Genomic DNA, 17,911 nt, shown 5'->3' on the forward strand with positions numbered 1-17,911 from the left:
ATAACAATTTATTGCGACCCTACACGCAGGAGTTCCCTTGCGCCCAAAATACGGTAATGCGACAGTGTTATCAGCAATTCGGGCAGGGAGCTTCGGCGTATATTAATCCGATTATAATTGGGATCATTACCATGGAAATGACCTTAGCTACTGCCCCAAGCAAAAGGCGCTATCTGACACTATTTATGATATTTGTCACGGTTGTCATTTGTTATGTTGATAGAGCCAACCTTGCTGTTGCTTCAGCCCATATTCAGGAAGAATTTGGTATCACCAAAACCCAGATGGGTTATATCTTCTCCGCTTTTGCCTGGACCTATACCTTATGTCAGATCCCCGGAGGCTGGTTCCTCGATCGCGTTGGCTCCAAAATGACGTATTTCATTGCTATTTTGGGGTGGTCAGTCGCGACCTTATTACAGGGGTTTGCGAACGGGCTGGGCACCCTAATTGGTTTACGTGCGATTACCGGTTTATTTGAAGCGCCTGCTTTCCCAACCAATAACCGCATTGTCACCAGTTGGTTCCCAGAGCAGGAGCGAGCCTCGGCAGTTGGTTTTTATACCTCAGGTCAGTTTGTCGGCCTGGCATTTCTGACTCCATTACTTATTTGGGTACAGGAAGTCCTCAGTTGGCACTGGGTATTTATTATCACTGGGGGGATCGGCGTTATATGGGCATTGATATGGCACTTTGTTTATCAGCCACCACGTAAATCCAAAGGTATTAATCAGGCCGAACTGGATTACATTCAATCGGGTGGCGGTATTGTTGATGGTGATGCTGCGAGCGAGAAAAAAGCCCGAACCCCTATCACCGCTGCTGAGTGGAAACTGGTATTTAACCGCAAACTGGTTGGCGTCTATATTGGGCAGTTTGCCATAACCTCGACGCTGTGGTTCTTCCTGACCTGGTTCCCTAACTATCTGACCCAAGAGAAACATATCAGTGCGTTGACTGCCGGCTTTATGACCACCGTACCGTTTTTGGCGGCTTTCTTTGGTGTATTGCTCTCTGGGCTAGTGGCCGATCGCATGGTGCGCAAAGGCAAGTCCATTGGCTTTGCCCGTAAAACACCAATTATCTGCGGTTTATTGCTTTCTACCTGCATTATGGGGGCTAACTATACCAACGATCCGTTCTGGATTATGGTGTTAATGGGGCTGGCTTTCTTCGGTAACGGCTTCGCTTCTATTACCTGGTCACTGGTTTCATCATTGGCACCAGTGCGGTTGATTGGCCTGACGGGTGGCGTCTTTAACTTTGTCGGTGGGCTGGGGGGGATCACGGTTCCACTGGTGGTCGGTTATCTGGCACAGGATTATGGTTTTGCTCCTTCCCTGATTTATATCGCAGCAGTGGCATTTATGGGCGCACTCTCTTATATCTTCCTGGTCGGAGATGTAGAACGGGTGGGATAAACCCTGACTCTGCATGTCGCTGATAGTGGTGATATGCAGAGCATTTGACCAGAGACAGAGCACCGGGTGGTGATATAATCCGTATAAATGATTTAGCCTTCCGTATCACCGGAGCCAAGATGACCTGTCAGCAAGATGCCCCTTCACAAGAACAGCAACTCACCTTTGATCCTCGCGGTCATCAACTCACTAATATCAATGTCTGGGCCCCTGATAGCCAATGGCTGGCCTATGATGTGCGGCCCAATGGTAGCACTTTTAGTGGCTTAACGATTGAGCGGGTTAATTGTATTACTGGTGATATTGAGGTGATTTATCGCGCTCAGCAGGGGGCGCATGTTGGTGTGGTGACGGTCAGCCCAGATTCACCCGCGCGTTATGTGTTTATCCACGGGCCAGAGCACCCGGATAGCCACTGGCACTATGATTTTCATCATCGGCGCGGTGTGATTGTGTCCGAACCGGATAGAGAGCTGGCGGTAACACTGGATGCGATGGATATCACCCCGCCCTATACCCCAGGAGCATTGCGTGGTGGTAGCCATGTCCACGTTTTCAGCCCTGACGGCAGCCGCCTTAGCTTCACCTATAACGACCATGTACTACATGAAGTAGACCCGTTATTGGATTGTCGCAATGTGGGTATTGCACTGCCGCTGCATGGCGTGAATCCACCTAAACAGCATCCTCGCGAATACGATGGCAGCCATTTCTGTGTTTTGGTCAGTCGCACCACGCCCATACCACAAGCGGGCAGTGACCAGATAAATCGGGCATACGAGGAGGGGTGGATTGGCGCGCGGGGATATCTTAAAACGGACGGTACCCGTCAGCGTTGGGCATTGGCCTTTATCGGCGACACCCTCTCAGCGCAGGGTGAAAAAATCCCAGAAATCTTTATTGCGGATTTGCCCGAACATGACCGAGAGTATGCCCGCGCTGGAGCGGAGCCACTTGAGGGGACGCAAACTACCCTGCCTGCGCCACCCGCCGGGGTGATTCAGCGGCGGCTAACTTACACCAGCGAGCGGCCTTTCCCTGGTCTTGCTACCAGCCCGCGTCATTGGTTGCGTTCATCGCCGGATGGCAGTGCCATTGCCTGTTTGATGAAAGATGATAGCGGTATCGTACAATTATGGCTGGTTTCTCCCAATGGTGACTCACTACGGCAACTGACATTCAGCGAGGGAGGGATTCAATCAGCATTTAGCTGGCATCCACAGGGCGGTAGTTTGGCTTTTGTCTGTGATAACAGTGTGATGCTCTGTGATAGCACCACCGGTCAACTGCGCCGTTTGACGGCTCGCAGTGCGGTTGCGCCACTGGCGGATACGGTGGTTTTTGCACCAGACGGTAATAAGGTGGCATTTATGCGGGAAATAGATGGGTGGGTGCAAATCTTTACTGTGAATGTAAGCTAGGCCCCTTAGCTAATACGGTCAGGGGCTGGAGAGGGCACGAGCTGTGATTACTGTATCGGTGCACTGACAGTTTGTGTCGGTTGCTGATTTTGTATTTCCGATTGGCGGACACGCTCGCGCGGGGAGCTGGCCATTTTGTCTTCATTGTCTGAGCGCAGATAATCGTAGGGTAGGAGCAGGGTATCCATCACCGCAGAGAAGGGCAGATCTACTGCCAACAGGGGCCGTAGCGCCCAGCCGGTATTGTCATCTTTAAGCATCGCCACATTGGCTTCAGTGCCGGAGTAGTAGCCCTGACTGCTGCTGGTGTGGGTCATAATGCTTGAGCAGCCACTAACGAACAGCAGAGAACAACCGGTAACAAAAGGGATAACTGTATTTCTCATTGTTGTACTCAGCTCTCATGATACCGTGATTAACTGACACGACACTATGTCAGGTTTTGTCGTAAATTGTTACACCCATTTACAGACACTTCCGATGGTCAAAGATTCAATCTTGTGGACTGATTTAACTTAAGTGTAAGTTATAACAGCTGATTTATCGAATATTAGTTTAATAAACATCCTATTGAGATTTTTCGCGTAAATTTTTTTTGATTTTACTCTTGAAAAAAACAAGACCGATACCATCTTATTATCAGGTCAGAGAGAATACGCCGATAGGGTATTCAGACCATTAGCCTGTCCATAGTGGAAGGCTTAATTAAAAATAGGATAATACCCTTGCTAATATATTTAGGAGGCAGTTTTTATGCGTAATTCCGAGCTTGCTCCATTGTATCGTTCAGCTATCGGTTTCGACCGGTTATTTAATCTATTAGAATCCGGCCAGAACCAAAGTAATGGCGGTTACCCTCCCTATAACGTCGAGTTGGTAGATGAAAACAACTACCGCATTGCTATTGCTGTGGCAGGCTTTGCAGAGCAGGAGTTGGAAATTGTTACTCAAGATAACATATTGATTGTTAGAGGGTCTCATGCTGGTGAGCCTGAAGCTCGCACCTATTTATATCAAGGTATCGCTGAGCGTAACTTCGAGCGGAAATTCCAGTTGGCTGAGCATATTAAAATTAAAGGTGCCAACTTAGTGAATGGCTTACTGTATATCGATCTTGAGCGATTGGTACCAGAAAGTTTAAAACCGCGCCGTATTGAAATTAAGCAATCAGCTTAATATGTTTTTTCAATAATATGGCTAAGTCACATTATTAATAACTGAGCCAAGTCTGCCGTAATCGGGGACTGACCGGCTTTCTATTATCTCGCTTCTTAGAAGGAGTTATATTTATGCGTAATTATGATTTGTCACCTTTACTTCGTCAGTGGATTGGTTTTGATAAACTGGCCAGCTCAATGCAAGGCAGTCAGGATGCCCAAGGGTTCCCGCCATATAACATTGAGAAAACTGATGATAACCACTATCGCATCTCACTGGCATTAGCCGGATTTAAGCAGAGCGAACTGGATATCGAAGTAGAAGGCCCACGCCTGACAGTACGCGGTAAGCCCGCGCCGGTAGAAAAACAGGTTGAATACCTGCATCAAGGCTTGATACGTAAAGAGTTCTCATTGACCTTTACTCTGGCTGAGCATCTAAATGTAGATAATGCTCAGTTTGAAAATGGCCTGCTGCATATTGATCTGTTGCGCCAAGTGCCGGAAGCACTGCAACCTCAGCGTATTACTATTGGTAATGCTGCACCTGCGGAGCGTCAAGTATTAGATAGCCCGGCGGCAACCGAGCAAACTGAACAGCAGTAATTATGATGACCGGCACCTTTGCTTGAGGTGCCGGGATACCCTTCTTACTTAACGCCGCAGCTTTGTTAGCGGCGTTTTCTTACCGGAGAGTTTCCCCGCTCTCCGGTGCATTTTGTGGTGTATCACACATTCAACCGTTCTCCCTTCTGACAGAATCCCTACTAATTATATGTCCGTCATTCTTCAAGCTGCATGTACGTTGGCTGCGTTCAATCACCCGAATCACTTACTCATGTAAGCTCATCGGGATTCTCTCGCTTGCCGCCTTCCTGCAACTCGAATTATTTAGGATATAAGAATTTAAGGCTATGTCTGACATTGGTGATATTTCACATGGCCGACCGGTTTTTAAACTTAGGCAAGGAAGTGATTTATGAGTGCTATCGCCCTTACCGTCAGTATGTTGGCGCTGGTCGCTGTATTGGGGTTATGGATCGGTAATTGGAAGGTCTATGGTGTTGGATTAGGTATTGGCGGGGTGCTGTTTGGCGGCATTATTGTGGGCCATTTTGCACAAACCTATGACGTTGTTCTTAATGGGGACATGCTGCACTTCATTCAGGAGTTTGGCCTGATTCTGTTTGTATACACTATCGGTATTCAAGTCGGACCGGGGTTCTTCTCTTCACTGCGAGTATCGGGGTTACGACTTAACTGCTTTGCCATTCTGATGGTGATTGTCGGTGGGTTGGTGACTGCCATTATTCACAAACTGTTTGCCGTGCCGCTGCCGATTATTTTGGGTGTGTTTTCGGGGGCGGTGACCAATACACCGGCACTCGGGGCGGCACAGCAGATCCTTACTGATTTAGGGTCACCACCTCAATTGGTTAGCCAAATGGGGATGGGTTATGCCATGGCATACCCATTTGGGATTTGTGGCATTTTGCTGGTGATGTGGCTGATTCGTTTATTCTTTAAAATCAACGTCGATCGTGAGGCCAAAGAGTTTGATAGTAGCCACGGGCAGAATCGTGAGTTGCTACAAACCATGAACGTTGCGGTGCGCAACCCCAATCTGCATGGTTTGTCAGTACAGGATGTGCCGTTGCTCAATAGTGATGAGGTGGTCTGTTCCCGGCTGAAACGTGGTGATTTGCTGATGGTACCGTTGCCCGCCACGGTGATTGAACTGGGGGACTATTTGCATTTGGTTGGCCAGCGTGAAGCTCTGGAAAAAGTGCGGCTGGTCGTGGGGGAAGAGGTGGACGTTACGCTTTCCACTGCGGGGACGGCGTTGCAAACCGCTCGGGTGGTAGTAACCAATGAAGCGGTATTGGGTAAGAAAATCCGTGACCTGAATCTGAAGCAGAAGTATGACGTGGCCATCACTCGCCTTAATCGTGCGGGTATCGAACTGGTGGCCAGTAACAGTGCCAGTCTGCAATTCGGTGACATTCTTAATTTGGTAGGCCGCCCGGAAGCAATTGAGGCGGTATCCGCGGTCGTGGGTAACGCGCAGCAGAAGCTGCAACAAGTGCAGATGTTACCGGTATTTATCGGTGTTGGTCTGGGGGTATTGCTGGGGTCGATACCACTATTCATTCCAGGGTTCCCGGCGGCATTACGGCTCGGGCTGGCGGGTGGGCCACTGGTGGTGGCGTTGATTCTCGGGCGTATCGGTAGCATCGGTAAGTTGTATTGGTTTATGCCACCGAGTGCCAACCTGGCTTTGCGTGAGTTGGGTATTGTGCTGTTCCTGTCAGTGGTCGGGCTGAAGTCCGGCGGTGATTTTATCAATACGCTGGTTAATGGTGATGGGCTGGCATGGATTGGTTATGGCGCGATGATTACCGGCATCCCGTTGCTGACAGTGGGAATTCTGGCACGCATGTTAGTTAAGATGAACTATCTGACGCTGTGTGGCATGTTAGCCGGGTCAATGACCGATCCTCCGGCGTTGGCATTTGCTAATGGCCTGCACCCCACCAGCGGTGCGGCGGCGCTCTCTTATGCCACGGTTTACCCACTGGCGATGTTCTTACGAATAATGTCGCCGCAGATACTCGCCGTGCTGTTCTGGACATTGTAATGGATAGCCGATTATCCTGCGTATAGGGTGTTAATACAGTGAGAACAGGCAGATCGTAAAGACGCCGTCAATCCATCCCTGGAGGCTCGAGCCGCGCCATCCCTGGCGCGGACGCTTTACTCTTCTGTCTATCCTCACCGTATAAAGACTAAGGTGATATTTTCCAAAGGAATAGGAAGTTACGCAATTTGCTGCTTAATAATCACTTCGCTTCTTGAAATGCCAGCTCAATCTCTTCGGCCAGAATTGCGACCCCCTTTTCGATCTGCTCAGGCGCGGGCACATAGTTCATCCGCATGCATTGATGGGTGTGCGGCCAGTCATGTTCCAGACCCGGGAAGAAATAGTGGCCCGGTACCATCAGCACGCCACGTTTTTTCAGGCGCTGATAAAGTAGTTCGGTGCTGATCGGCAACTCTTTAAACCATAACCAGAGGAAAATGGCACCTTCGGGTTTGTGGATCAGGCAGCGTTCAGGCGGCAGGTATTTGCGCAGGATAGCGATAGTTTGCTGCACCCGCTCAAAGTAAAACGGCCGGATCACCTCATTGGATAAGCGCAACAAATCACCACGCTCAATCATTTCGGCGGCGATCGCAGGCCCCATACTGCCGGGCGATAAGCTGATAATGCCATTCATATTGGTGATGGCCGAAATCACTTTCTCATCGGCAATGACAATGCCGCAACGAGAACCGGGTAAACCCAGCTTCGACAGGCTCATGCACAGGATGATATTCGGATTCCACAGTGGGGTCGCATCAGTAAAGATGATACCGGGGAAGGGCACACCATAGGCGTTATCAATCAATAACGGAATATCACGTTGCTGAGCTATTGCATCAAGGCGAATCAGCTCTTCATCGGTAATCACATTACCGGTAGGATTGGTCGGCCGCGATACACATATCAGGCCAATATCATCGGTAATATTGAGGTGATCGAAATCGACGTGATATTTGAATTGGCCTTCTGGCAGCAGCTCAATATTCGGCTTGGCAGAAACGAACAGGTCTTCATCCAAACCTGCATCGGCATAGCCTAGATACTCCGGTGCCAGCGGGAACAGCACCCGACGGCGGCTGCCATCAGCATAGCGACCAGCGAATAAATTAAATAAGTAGAAAAATGCGCTCTGACTGCCATTTGTCAGTGCAATATTCTGTGGCTCAATTTGCCAGCCCAACTCGTCGCGCAGCATTTTTGCCAGCGCTTTCAGCAGCAAGTCTTTGCCTTGTGGCCCGTCGTAATTACACAGCGCCTCAGTCAATTGCCCGCGCTCCAGCATCTCCTGACACAGTTGTTGGAAGTAGGCATCCATCTCTGGAATATGTGCCGGATTACCCCCGCCAAGCATGATAGAACCTGGGGTTCTAAGGCCGTCGTTGAGGTCATCCATCAGTCTGGTAATACCCGCGTAGCGGGTAAATTTATCGCCGAAAAGTGAAAACTTCATAAATGAAAATTTATTGTTATCCGTAAGTGAACAAGTACCATACGCGTAGATAAAAGTGGGTGCAATGCGGAAAGATTTCTTCCTGCCGATGGAAAGTGTCGGCAGAGAGTGTTTTTGCGGAATAATGTTCTTATTTACTCTTTCTTGTCTCCGACCCAAACCACCAGCACATTATCCCCCTGATACTGGCGACTAAAAGCATAATAATCATCAGTTTGTTGAGATTGTTGTACTCCGGCACCAATCGCCGGATGGCGAGCGCGGAACTGACTGACTTTTTGCCAGTGTGCCAGCAGCGCACCTTTGGCACCGGTGAGTTCATTCCAGTTCATATCTGATCGGGTGCCCTGCAACGGATCTGAACCCGTTGGGCCGAATTGCCGCCCACTTTCATCGCCATAGAAGATTTGCACTGCACCTGGGGCCAGCAGCAGCAGTGAGCCCGCCTGTTGCTGTTTCAGCAATGACTGCCGGGCATCATCTTTGAAGAATAGTCGGGTATCGTGTGATGACAGGTAACTCAATACATTAAAAGCTTGCAGTTTTTCAGCCATTTGCTGATAGGTGCTGTCAATAGAAGAGAAGCACGCTAGCGCTTGTTTTGCTTGATCCTGAAAATCAAAGTTAATCATGGCATCGAAGCCGTTTTGGTAGTAATCGCTCTTCATCACACCATGGCCCCATGCTTCTCCGGCCATCCAGAACGGTAAGTTATCCAGTGCTTGAGAGGGATGGGCCGCTTTCCATTCAGCCAATGCGGCAGTGGTTTGTTGTTTAAGCTGTTGCCATGCCGGCTTCTCCACATGCTTGGCAGTATCAACCCGAAAACCGTCGATACCGTAATCGCGCACCCATTGGCTTAACCAATGAGTTAGGTAATCACGCGGTGTGGCTCCAGCAATTTCCCGCGCTGCGGTATCAGGTTTATGCCGATAAAACACCGGTAAGCCGCTGGGGTGAGTCGATTCTGTTTTGATGTCCGGCAAGAAAGCTAATGACATGGTTAGGTCGTCATAACCCGGTGAGTCGTAATCGCCAATATCGGTACGGATCCACTGCTTGCCCCACCAGTTGTCCCAACTGGCTTTATCACCGAAGTTGATGTAATCATTAAAACTATGCCAGGTTTGCCCTTTGCCGGGCGTCCAGTCGGTCCATTTTTTACCCAGTGTTTTTTCCAGTTGGTCGCCTGGCAAATAGAGTGCACCGAACTGGTAACTTTGCATATCCGCTAAAGTGGCGTATCCCACATGATTCATCACCACATCAAATAGAACACGAATACCACGTTTATGGGCCTGTTCAACCAGCTTATGTAAATCCTGTTCGGTCCCCATATTGGCATCCAGGCGGGTCCAATCCAGCCCGTAATAGCCATGATAGGCATAATGCGGGAAGTCGCCTTTAGTACCGCCACCGACCCAACCGTGAATTTGCTCCAGTGGCGAACTTATCCACAGGGCATTAACGCCAAGCTGTTGCAGATAATCAAGTTTCTCGGTTAAGCCTGCCAGGTCGCCGCCGTGGAATGTACCAATTTCCTGCATACCATCGCCGTGACGGCCGTAGCTGTGGTCATTGGCGGGATTGCCATTTTTAAAACGATCCGTCAGGACAAAATAAACAGTCGCATTTTGCCAGCTAAATGGCGCGGCTTGCTGGGTTTGGGCTGATTCCAATAGCAATAAACCACCACTCTCTGGGGCCGGTTGTAGCGTGATTTTCCCCAGCGAGACTGTTGCCGTTTGGCCGGAATAGAAATCCCGTATCGTTTCGCCTTCAGCAAAGGTTTTGCTCACATCTACAGTGACAGGCAAGCCATTCCAGCGCTGGCAACTGTGAGTCACGACTTTTGCCACTTCCACCACAGGTTCTGTGAGGCTTAAAGTGAGTGTCGGCGTACCGCTGCGGATATCAATGCGCGCCTGATACTGGCCATCACGGAACAATCGCCACTGAATATCGGCTTGATTCTGACAGGGTTGCAGCGAAAACGTCTGGTTCAACTTCACCGGCCCGGTGGGTTGCCAGCACTGTTTATTCTGATAAAACTTGAGCGGATATTCCCCTTTAGTCAGAGTGCTATTACTGACAAAAATACCACTGTCCTGCTCGGTGAACACTGGGAAATGCTGGAGTGACCAGTTAGCCATCGCTGCCGGTGAGAGTAGTAGCAGCAAGGATATTTTGAGATGTTTCATGGCACATCTTCCTATTTTGGGTGCGAGAGGTTTATGCGGATTGAGGCTGGTTTAGTGTGCCGTTTGGTGAGGAAATAGCCTCATCCTTGAGTGGATTTTATGGGGAGGAGACGTGCGGAGGAGTGGGGCACTTTTAATTGGCCGTTTTTTAGCCTAAACTACAATGTATACATTGTAAGTTATGGGGCGTGGAGAGAAAAATGAGTGTTATATCTGTAAGAATGCCTGATGAACTCGCTCACCAACTGTCGTTATTGGCCGAAGCGACTGGGCGTACCAAATCTTATCTGGCCGGGCAGGCAATCCAGGATTTCCTGGCGCGAGAGACATGGCAAATTAACGAGATAAAACAAGCTATTATTGAGGCTGAACAACAAGATTTTATCTCTGAAAATGAGATGACTACACGTTTTAAAAGAATGGGTGTGGCGATTCAGGGTAAGGATGAATAATGAACGTAATATGGCTAAGGAAAGCCGCTGTAAACTTAGAACATGAGTATCAGTGGTTATATGAGAAAAACCCTACCGCGGCTCAAAATTTTGCCAATGAAGTCTATGAGTTAACCTCATTATTAGCCACTCAACCCTCGATGGGGCGAGCAGGAAGAGTGATGGGAACACGAGAGTTGGTATTGTATAACTTCCCTTACTTGCTACCTTATCGGGTTAAAAACGCTGAGATTCAAATACTTCGCGTGTTTCATACCTATCGAGAACCACCAAAAGTCAGATGGTAGTTATTTTAGAATATAGTTATCTCAGAGGATGGTTATCATAGGCCCGCGCATCACAGGCCTATGAGCTTAACGGATAATTTTTTTATTTCTGCAAAACCTGCGGATTCACGCAGTTTTCCGTCACGGTACCGGTTAGCGCGGCGATCAGGTTATCCACTGCACAGGCAGCCATGTTGTAACGGGTCTCGGTGGTGGCGGAACCAATATGTGGCACGGCAACCACATTGCGCAGTGAGAGTAAGGGCGAATCTATCGGTAGCGGCTCTTGTTCAAACACATCCAACCCAGCGCCATGAATCGTGCCATCTTGTAGCGCGGCAATCAGCGCTGGTTCATCGACAACCGGCCCTCGGCCCGCATTAATCAGAATTGCGCTGGATTTCATTTTAGCCAGTTGGTCACGGCCAATCATATGGTAGGTCTGCTCGGTCATCGGCAGCGTAATACAGAGAAAATCAACTTCAGCCAATAAGGTATCGAGAGAACAGCGACGGGCATTAAAGCGTTTTTCGGCTTCTTCATGTGGGCGGCGGCTGGTATACAACACCGGCATACTGAAACCGAAATGTGCCCGCTGGGCCAGTGCCATCCCGATGCGACCCATACCGAGAATGCCGATAGTTTTGTGATGGATATCAACACCATACCAGTCATCACCAATGCTATCTTGCCATTCACCGGCTTTCACCCGTTCAGCTAATTCAACCACTCGACGCGCGCAAGACAGCACCAAGGCCATCATGGTGTCGGCGACGGTTTCTGTCAGAACCGTTGGTGTGTGCATCAAGGCCACACCACGCTGGCTCAGGGCATCAACATCAAAGTTGTCATAACCGACAGAAATGGTTGAGGCAGCGCGCAAACGCGGTGCTAATTGTAGAAAGTCCTGATCGATTTTACCGCCGGAGCCGATAAGCCCCTGTGCCTGTTGCAATGCAGACAATAGCTCTGGCTGATTATCAGGCGCTAAGCCATCAAAACTGTTTACGGTAAAATGTTGGGCTAAACGCTGATGCAGATCGCTGGGAATACTTTTGTACAGCACAATAGAAGGCTTCATCGCAAACTCCAATGACGTTACCCTTCATACTTGAAGTCGCAGGGGTGTTAGCTTCATTCACTAATCCGAATCACTTGACTGTGTAAGTTCATCGGGGTTTGCATCACTCGATGCCTGCCCGCAACCTCAATTACTTTGGGTGGGTGAAATTTAAAGCCAGCATACCAGTGATCACTATTGTGGGATCAAGCGCTAATCACCTTCGTCATGTTACAACGCATGAAAACCAACCTGCGTTAGCAGGTCGGTGACGTCGAATTATTGTGCTTCGCTGCGGGCGGTATTTTTAGCCGTCAGGGTATGCGAGCTGATGGCAGCGCAACGTAGTGCGGTAATAATCGCCAATGCGGGTGCGATGGCAAACAGAATAAACAGCCAATGGGCGGTATTTTCTGCCCCCGCTACTCCCCCTGGGGAATTAAGGCCAGAGAGGTTGGCTACCATGCCAGCCATCGCCGCACCGAGTGCGGTGGCAAACATCTGAACTGTGGTAATCGAGGCTCCGGCAATGTCTTTATCTTCTTCAGCAGCCACTTGCAGAATACGGGTCAACAAATGTGGCCAGCCAAAGCCGATGCCAAAACCGACCAGTGTTAATGCGATAGCGATCGGCACCATCTGTTGCCAGCCACCAAGTGAGCCGGCTGGCATCAAGATAGACAGCGCCACTAATCCCACTAGCACAATGATTGGACCGCTGATAATCGCCCAGCGGACGCCTGATCTTTTCCAACCCGCGCTCATTACTTCAGAAAGGGTCCAGCCCGCCGCCATGGTGGCTGCAATATAACCTGAAATCAACGGTGACTGACCATGGAGGATTTGCAGGAAGTAAGGGACGAATATCTCACAGGTAATGCCGATCGCCAGCAGAGAGATGGTGATATAGAGTGCTGCCAGCGGTGAGTTAAGGCGCAATGCCTCTTTTGGCAGTAGCCGAGAGGTGGCGCGTGACTCGATGCGCAGTAACAACAGCAACAGTAAGATGGCAAACACCATACCCATCATATTTATCAGACCGCTGCTGGCGATACTGCTGGCAGAAATAGTCAAAACAATCGCGGTTAATAACACCAATTGCGTGACAGGCAATGCCGACGCTGTCGTGGTACTGGAGCGGCCCGCTGGCAGGATTCGCCAGGTAAAGATGGCATAAATCAGGGTGATGGGGAGTAGCGTCCAAAATGCAAAACGCCAGGCATTCATTTCAGCAAATATGCCGCCAATCGCAGGGCCAATCAGGGTAGCAACGCCCCACATACCTGAAATCAGCGCCATTGCCCGCGGCCATAACGATTGTGGAAATACCAGATTAATCATGGCGTAAGAAAGGGCAAACAGGAAACCACCCCCTAAGCCTTGCACAGTGCGGCCCAGCAGCATCAGTGGCATATTCGGTGCCATGGCACATAACGCACTGCCGAGCATAAAGATTAGCGAGGCAAACAGGTATGCGCTACGTGGCCCGTAGCCACTGAGTAAGCGCGCAGAAAGGGCCGAGCCGAGGATCGAGGCGGTAACGAATAGCGTGGTATTCCAGGCGTACAAGCTCAGGCCGTCAATATCCAGCACCACCGACGGTAAAATGGTGGTGGCGATGTAGATATTGATGGCATGTAACACCACACCACCTGACAGGGCTATGGCAAAGGCCGCATTTTTACCGGAGAACAAGTCACTCCAACGGCTTGCATCATTTATTATCACGTTTCTATCCTGCCAGAAATCTGGTTGTTGAGTTGATTTTGTGGTTACGATAAAATTAAACAAGTAAATTCTTGGAATAACTTAGGGCAGTTACTAATAATAAGTCAAGCATGCGCTTGGAAAATGTTATGCTGGCATTGATTGATCAAAAATAAAAAACCTAGCAATGATACCGGGGAAGATATGAATATCGACCATACCACCAGTCAGCCACAATCGGTGGCGAAACGCCTACTGATGCTGCTTAAAACTCGTGGTCCGATGCAAGCGAGTGATGCCGGGATGATTTTAGGCACGACAGGTGAAGCGGCCCGGCAGCAATTCGTCAAATTGGCTAAGGAGGGGTTGGTGGTCTCCGAGGCGCAAACGCGCGGTGTGGGTCGGCCGATTCAATTATGGCAGCTAACCGAGGTGGGTAACGCGCAGTTCCCTGATACGCACAGCGAACTGACGGTACAACTATTAGGTTTAATCCGTTCTCAATTGGGTGACAGCGCCCTTGAGTTGCTGATTGATAGCCGCGAACAGGAAACCCGCACTCAATATTGTCAGGCGATGGTGGGGGCAAATAGTGTGATCGAGCGGGTTGAGCGGCTGGTGGCCATCCGCAGCCGTGAAGGTTATATGGCACAAATGCAGCAGGAGGCTGATGGGTCACTCTTGTTAATCGAAAATCACTGCCCAATCTGTGCCGCGGCGACCAGTTGTCAGGGCTTTTGTCGGGCGGAGTTAGCGGTATTTCAGCAGGTGTTAGGGGTAGCGGTTGAGCGTGTTGAGCATATTCTATCCGGCTCTCGTCGTTGTACTTATCGTATCAGGCGCGAGTCATTATGATGACCGATTGGCTGCGACTGTAATGAAAATGCGGATAAAGCCTGAGGCACTATCCGCAGAGAAAGTATTAAGAATCACAGCGGGCTTAAGGTGATTTCAACCCGGCGGTTTTGTGCTTTACCGGCGGCGGTGCTGTTGCTTGCGACCGGATTGTCCGGGCCTGCACCACTGGTGCGAATACGATTAGCGGCCACGCCCTGCACGATGAGTGCGCTACCCACGCTGTCGGCGCGTTGTTGTGAAAGCGTCATGTTATGTGCTCTGGCACCGGTGCTGTCGGTATAACCGGTCACATTGACGGCGGTTTTATCATATTCTTTCAATACCATCGCCACGCCGGTTAAGGTGTTGGCCCCGGCCGGTTTCAGATTGCTACTGTCAGTATCAAATGTGACATTATTAGGCATATTCAACACGATATTATCGCCCTGACGGGTAACACTAACACCGGTACCGTTCATTTTTTCACGCAGTTTGGCTTCCTGCACATCCATGTAATAACCGGCACCACCACCCAACGCAGCACCTGCTGCTGCGCCAATTAATGCCCCTTTGCCCCGATCATGTTTCGATGATGACAACATACCAATGCCGGCCCCTAATGCCGCACCAATACCAGCACCGTAACCAGATTTTCCGGCTTGAGACTCGCCAGTATAAGGATTGGTCGTACAAGCGGAAAGTGTCAGCGCCACAGAAACGGCGGCCACCGTGGCCAGAATGTGTTTTTTCATTGAATTTCCCTTGAATGGCACTCTATTTCGGCGAAAAGATAGATAATGTCGCCCAATAGCAGATTAAAAAATTACTCACCAACGTGAAGTACAGTTGCTGGTTTTTATCTGCCATCGTTATCCGGTAAAAAAGGAGGGAATACCATTGAGAAAACTCTCATAGTGTCATCCCAAGTGGTTAGTTGACCGGTTTATCAACAAATTACGCACGAAAAAGCCACGACTTAGCGGGTGGTTGAATCACTTCCCCCTATCTGTAGCAATAGGGGGCGCGATTTATAACTCCACGTGAGGCGGGGCGGTGGGGGGCTGGGTTGGTATTGATGAAACGGGGCCGAATTTGTAGGGATTAAAATTAAAACCAATGCGTTTCTTTACGATGGCCGAGGGGGTTGAAATCACCTCAGCTTCGATAAGAGTAATACCCTCGGCTTTCAAATGTTGAATGGTGGCGTGCAGTGCGGCTGATCCCGCGCCCCTGATTGTCCCTTCAGCATCTGGGGTTAAAACATAAGTCGGATGCGTTAATGTTGTTGCTATTGTGCCGTGTTTTTCATGTGTTTCTTGATTGATTAAATAACTGTGCGCAATGCTAACGCTAACAATCTGATGGTTGAATCGAACCACGATAATGCTCTGATTATCACTGGAACGCTGCGCGTAACTCTTTATCAGCCGACTGGTGGCTTGACCTGCATATCTATTTGTCGCCATGGCCGTCGGGAATATACCATGATGATTACAATAGACGCGCTGTTCATGGTATGTATTTTCCCATTCGGCAATCGTGGCGAGTAATTCATAGATTTGGCGGCGACTTTGCTCTGATTCGCCCTGAATCACCTCAATATCGAACCTTTCCGGCGGTACCACCCACTCACCATTACGCAGTATTCGTGGCAAAACATCTTGATAAATATAGGAAGAGATTGGCATCTCATAGCTTCCCAGCGGGTATTGCTGAGCCTGTCGTGGTGACGCAATAGAATCATCACTGTCAGAGTCACTCTCGCTACTGCAACTGTCATCGGTGCTTTCGTTGCTACTATCGGCAGTGGCACCCTGAGGGCTATTGGTTATCGCGTAATTGGCATAGTTTTGTTCAGCGTAGCCAAAAGATTGAGTGATGCTATCTATCACCGCCGATCGACCTTGCTCTTCAGCGACATCATTAACAGTTTGGATCAAGCGATTACCGGCAACAGGCTGATGGATAAAAGCATCAATAGCCTCATTGTCGTTATCAATGGTCCCTCGGTCTAAGATGTTATTTAAGGTTTGGATCAGGTATTCCGTTGACCAGGTACGCAAATTACCACCGAACAATAGCGTAAAATCAGCTAATACTGATGATAACCAGGGAGAACATAAATGCCGAATTTGGCGGGGATAACGCAGACCAATAACATTATCCAATGGCGTCTGGCAATGGCGAGCAACAGCCGGCAGCGTGAGCGACTGTTCGTGGAGGTGGGTTTGAATTTGGGTTAACACTAATGTGGGGGGAACCGGCTCTTGTGAAGTGGATATCAAGGGAGTATGAGGTTTTAAAGGCTCGCCACTGCCCACCACGATTCTGTTTGATGGATCTTCTCCGGCGAAGAGTGCCTTAATATGTCCCCAGGCGGATTCAACCTGATCACAACGCCCGTGGGTGATTATGTTATAGAGCGCCAGAGGGCCGGATAAAAAGCAACCTGCAATACCGCTGGCCCCACGTTTGGTTCTTTGGGGCTGGCTGTGTATTGCCATGAGAACTTTTTGCATGACTAACGGTTGCCGCTCATCACCATTAAAAATAGATAAATAAAATGGCTTGCTGTTAATAGCATCCTGAGAAAGGATTGAGATAGTCGGAGACAAATTGAGTAACTCGCCTTCGAGTGTTTCCAAATAATTCAACAGTAATTCATTATTATACCAGGAGAATAAGAAGGAAATGTGTGTCACACCCTGATGGATTGGAAAGTCAAGCTGTTGCTTGTTAGGTGGCAGTATTGAAACCCTATTATCGTCAGCGGTAATATCAATAAAATCATTAAGACTCATATTAAATGAGCCATCATTCACTTCAAAGCTAAGGAGTATGGACTTTCTTTTATTTTCTGCATCTACGGTATAGCGAGAAAATATAGCAGAAAGAGGTATCACCATTTTTTGTGCGATAACACAATGTATATCACAACTCAGTAATGATTTATCTGTCACCAAGATTCTGGATATTTCATCTGTTCCTATCACGTGTTGCCATGTATTTTTCATGACACTATCCGTTAAGGTGAAAAAATTTTCATTTTGGTAAATCGTCGCCTGACTGCCTTTGGGAATTTTAATTGAATTTATTTCATCTGCTCGAATTGAAAGATGATTGATTATTGTGAAATCAATGTCTTCTGGGGCATGAATACAGAGCTCTTTACCCTGGAAATAATCGCTGGAATAAATACAAACAGGCAAACTACGGGTAGGGGGGCCGCTCATGCCTGAACCTGGGCGCTCAATTATATTGTCAGTCAATGTTTCTTGGGCTGTAGCCATCCCAG

At 49.0% G+C, this 17,911-nt stretch carries 15 protein-coding genes; 8 read left to right on the forward strand and 7 right to left on the reverse strand.

The window, feature by feature from the left end; all coding sequences use genetic code 11:
* Window positions 1-131: 131 nt before the first annotated feature.
* Together V2A85_RS14520 and V2A85_RS14525 are read left to right on the forward strand one after the other, a co-directional pair.
* Window positions 132-1,421 (forward strand): MFS transporter, encoded by a 1,290-nt coding sequence (locus V2A85_RS14520; RefSeq protein ID WP_102970574.1) that lies wholly within the window; start codon window positions 132-134, stop codon window positions 1,419-1,421.
* Between the two features lie 119 nt (window positions 1,422-1,540).
* On the forward strand, window positions 1,541-2,842 hold the full coding sequence (locus V2A85_RS14525; protein ID WP_420071710.1) for a DUF3748 domain-containing protein: 1,302 nt from the start codon (window positions 1,541-1,543) through the stop codon (window positions 2,840-2,842).
* A gap of 47 nt (window positions 2,843-2,889) precedes the next feature.
* Here the strand turns inward: V2A85_RS14525 and V2A85_RS14530 are convergent, their stop codons facing one another.
* On the reverse strand, window positions 2,890-3,228 hold the full coding sequence (locus tag V2A85_RS14530; protein WP_372560205.1) for a YceK/YidQ family lipoprotein: 339 nt from the start codon (window positions 3,226-3,228) through the stop codon (window positions 2,890-2,892).
* A gap of 367 nt (window positions 3,229-3,595) precedes the next feature.
* Between V2A85_RS14530 and ibpA the strand changes: the two genes are divergently transcribed.
* From ibpA to V2A85_RS14545, 3 genes are all read left to right on the forward strand, one after another.
* Window positions 3,596-4,018 carry a small heat shock chaperone IbpA gene (gene ibpA, locus V2A85_RS14535; RefSeq protein WP_372560206.1) on the forward strand — a complete coding sequence of 141 codons (423 nt, stop codon included), beginning with the start codon at window positions 3,596-3,598 and terminating at the stop codon, window positions 4,016-4,018.
* Window positions 4,019-4,131: 113 nt separating this feature from the next.
* Complete coding sequence (ibpB, locus tag V2A85_RS14540) at window positions 4,132-4,605, forward strand: small heat shock chaperone IbpB (protein ID WP_083161508.1); 474 nt, start codon at window positions 4,132-4,134, stop codon at window positions 4,603-4,605.
* Window positions 4,606-4,978: 373 nt separating this feature from the next.
* Complete coding sequence (locus V2A85_RS14545; protein ID WP_372560207.1) at window positions 4,979-6,637, forward strand: putative transporter; 1,659 nt, start codon at window positions 4,979-4,981, stop codon at window positions 6,635-6,637.
* 202 nt (window positions 6,638-6,839) lie between these two features.
* Here the strand turns inward: V2A85_RS14545 and V2A85_RS14550 are convergent, their stop codons facing one another.
* Both V2A85_RS14550 and V2A85_RS14555 read right to left on the reverse strand, forming a co-directional pair.
* Entirely contained in the window at window positions 6,840-8,093 is a 1,254-nt protein-coding gene (locus V2A85_RS14550; protein WP_372560208.1) for a valine--pyruvate transaminase, read from the reverse strand.
* A 134-nt stretch (window positions 8,094-8,227) separates the two neighbouring features.
* On the reverse strand, window positions 8,228-10,294 hold the full coding sequence (locus V2A85_RS14555) for an alpha-amylase (protein ID WP_420071706.1): 2,067 nt from the start codon (window positions 10,292-10,294) through the stop codon (window positions 8,228-8,230).
* Window positions 10,295-10,494: 200 nt separating this feature from the next.
* On the opposite strand from V2A85_RS14555, the gene V2A85_RS14560 reads away from it, so the two are divergent.
* Entirely contained in the window at window positions 10,495-10,746 is a 252-nt protein-coding gene (locus tag V2A85_RS14560; RefSeq protein WP_420071707.1) for a CopG family ribbon-helix-helix protein, read from the forward strand.
* Window positions 10,746-11,033, forward strand: a complete 288-nt coding sequence (locus tag V2A85_RS14565; protein WP_372560211.1) for a type II toxin-antitoxin system RelE/ParE family toxin — start codon at window positions 10,746-10,748, stop codon at window positions 11,031-11,033. Before V2A85_RS14560 ends, V2A85_RS14565 begins: the two co-directional genes overlap by 1 nt.
* Window positions 11,034-11,115: 82 nt before the next feature.
* Here V2A85_RS14565 and ghrB read toward each other — a convergent pair whose 3' ends face one another.
* Both ghrB and V2A85_RS14575 read right to left on the reverse strand, forming a co-directional pair.
* Window positions 11,116-12,093, reverse strand: a complete 978-nt coding sequence (gene ghrB, locus V2A85_RS14570) for a glyoxylate/hydroxypyruvate reductase GhrB (RefSeq protein WP_372560212.1) — start codon at window positions 12,091-12,093, stop codon at window positions 11,116-11,118.
* Between the two features lie 258 nt (window positions 12,094-12,351).
* On the reverse strand, window positions 12,352-13,794 hold the full coding sequence (locus V2A85_RS14575) for an MFS transporter (protein ID WP_420071711.1): 1,443 nt from the start codon (window positions 13,792-13,794) through the stop codon (window positions 12,352-12,354).
* Between the two features lie 189 nt (window positions 13,795-13,983).
* On the opposite strand from V2A85_RS14575, the gene V2A85_RS14580 reads away from it, so the two are divergent.
* Complete coding sequence (locus V2A85_RS14580) at window positions 13,984-14,634, forward strand: helix-turn-helix transcriptional regulator (RefSeq protein ID WP_372560213.1); 651 nt, start codon at window positions 13,984-13,986, stop codon at window positions 14,632-14,634.
* 74 nt (window positions 14,635-14,708) lie between these two features.
* Here the strand turns inward: V2A85_RS14580 and V2A85_RS14585 are convergent, their stop codons facing one another.
* Together V2A85_RS14585 and V2A85_RS14590 are read right to left on the reverse strand one after the other, a co-directional pair.
* Window positions 14,709-15,368, reverse strand: a complete 660-nt coding sequence (locus V2A85_RS14585; RefSeq protein ID WP_420071708.1) for an OmpA family lipoprotein — start codon at window positions 15,366-15,368, stop codon at window positions 14,709-14,711.
* Window positions 15,369-15,644: 276 nt separating this feature from the next.
* Entirely contained in the window at window positions 15,645-17,630 is a 1,986-nt protein-coding gene (locus V2A85_RS14590) for a hypothetical protein (protein ID WP_420071709.1), read from the reverse strand.
* Window positions 17,631-17,911 lie beyond the last annotated feature (281 nt).

This window comes from Yersinia sp. 1252 StPb PI (genome assembly GCF_048593885.1).
In the GTDB taxonomy this organism is placed as follows: Bacteria; Pseudomonadota; Gammaproteobacteria; order Enterobacterales; family Enterobacteriaceae; genus Yersinia; species Yersinia enterocolitica_E.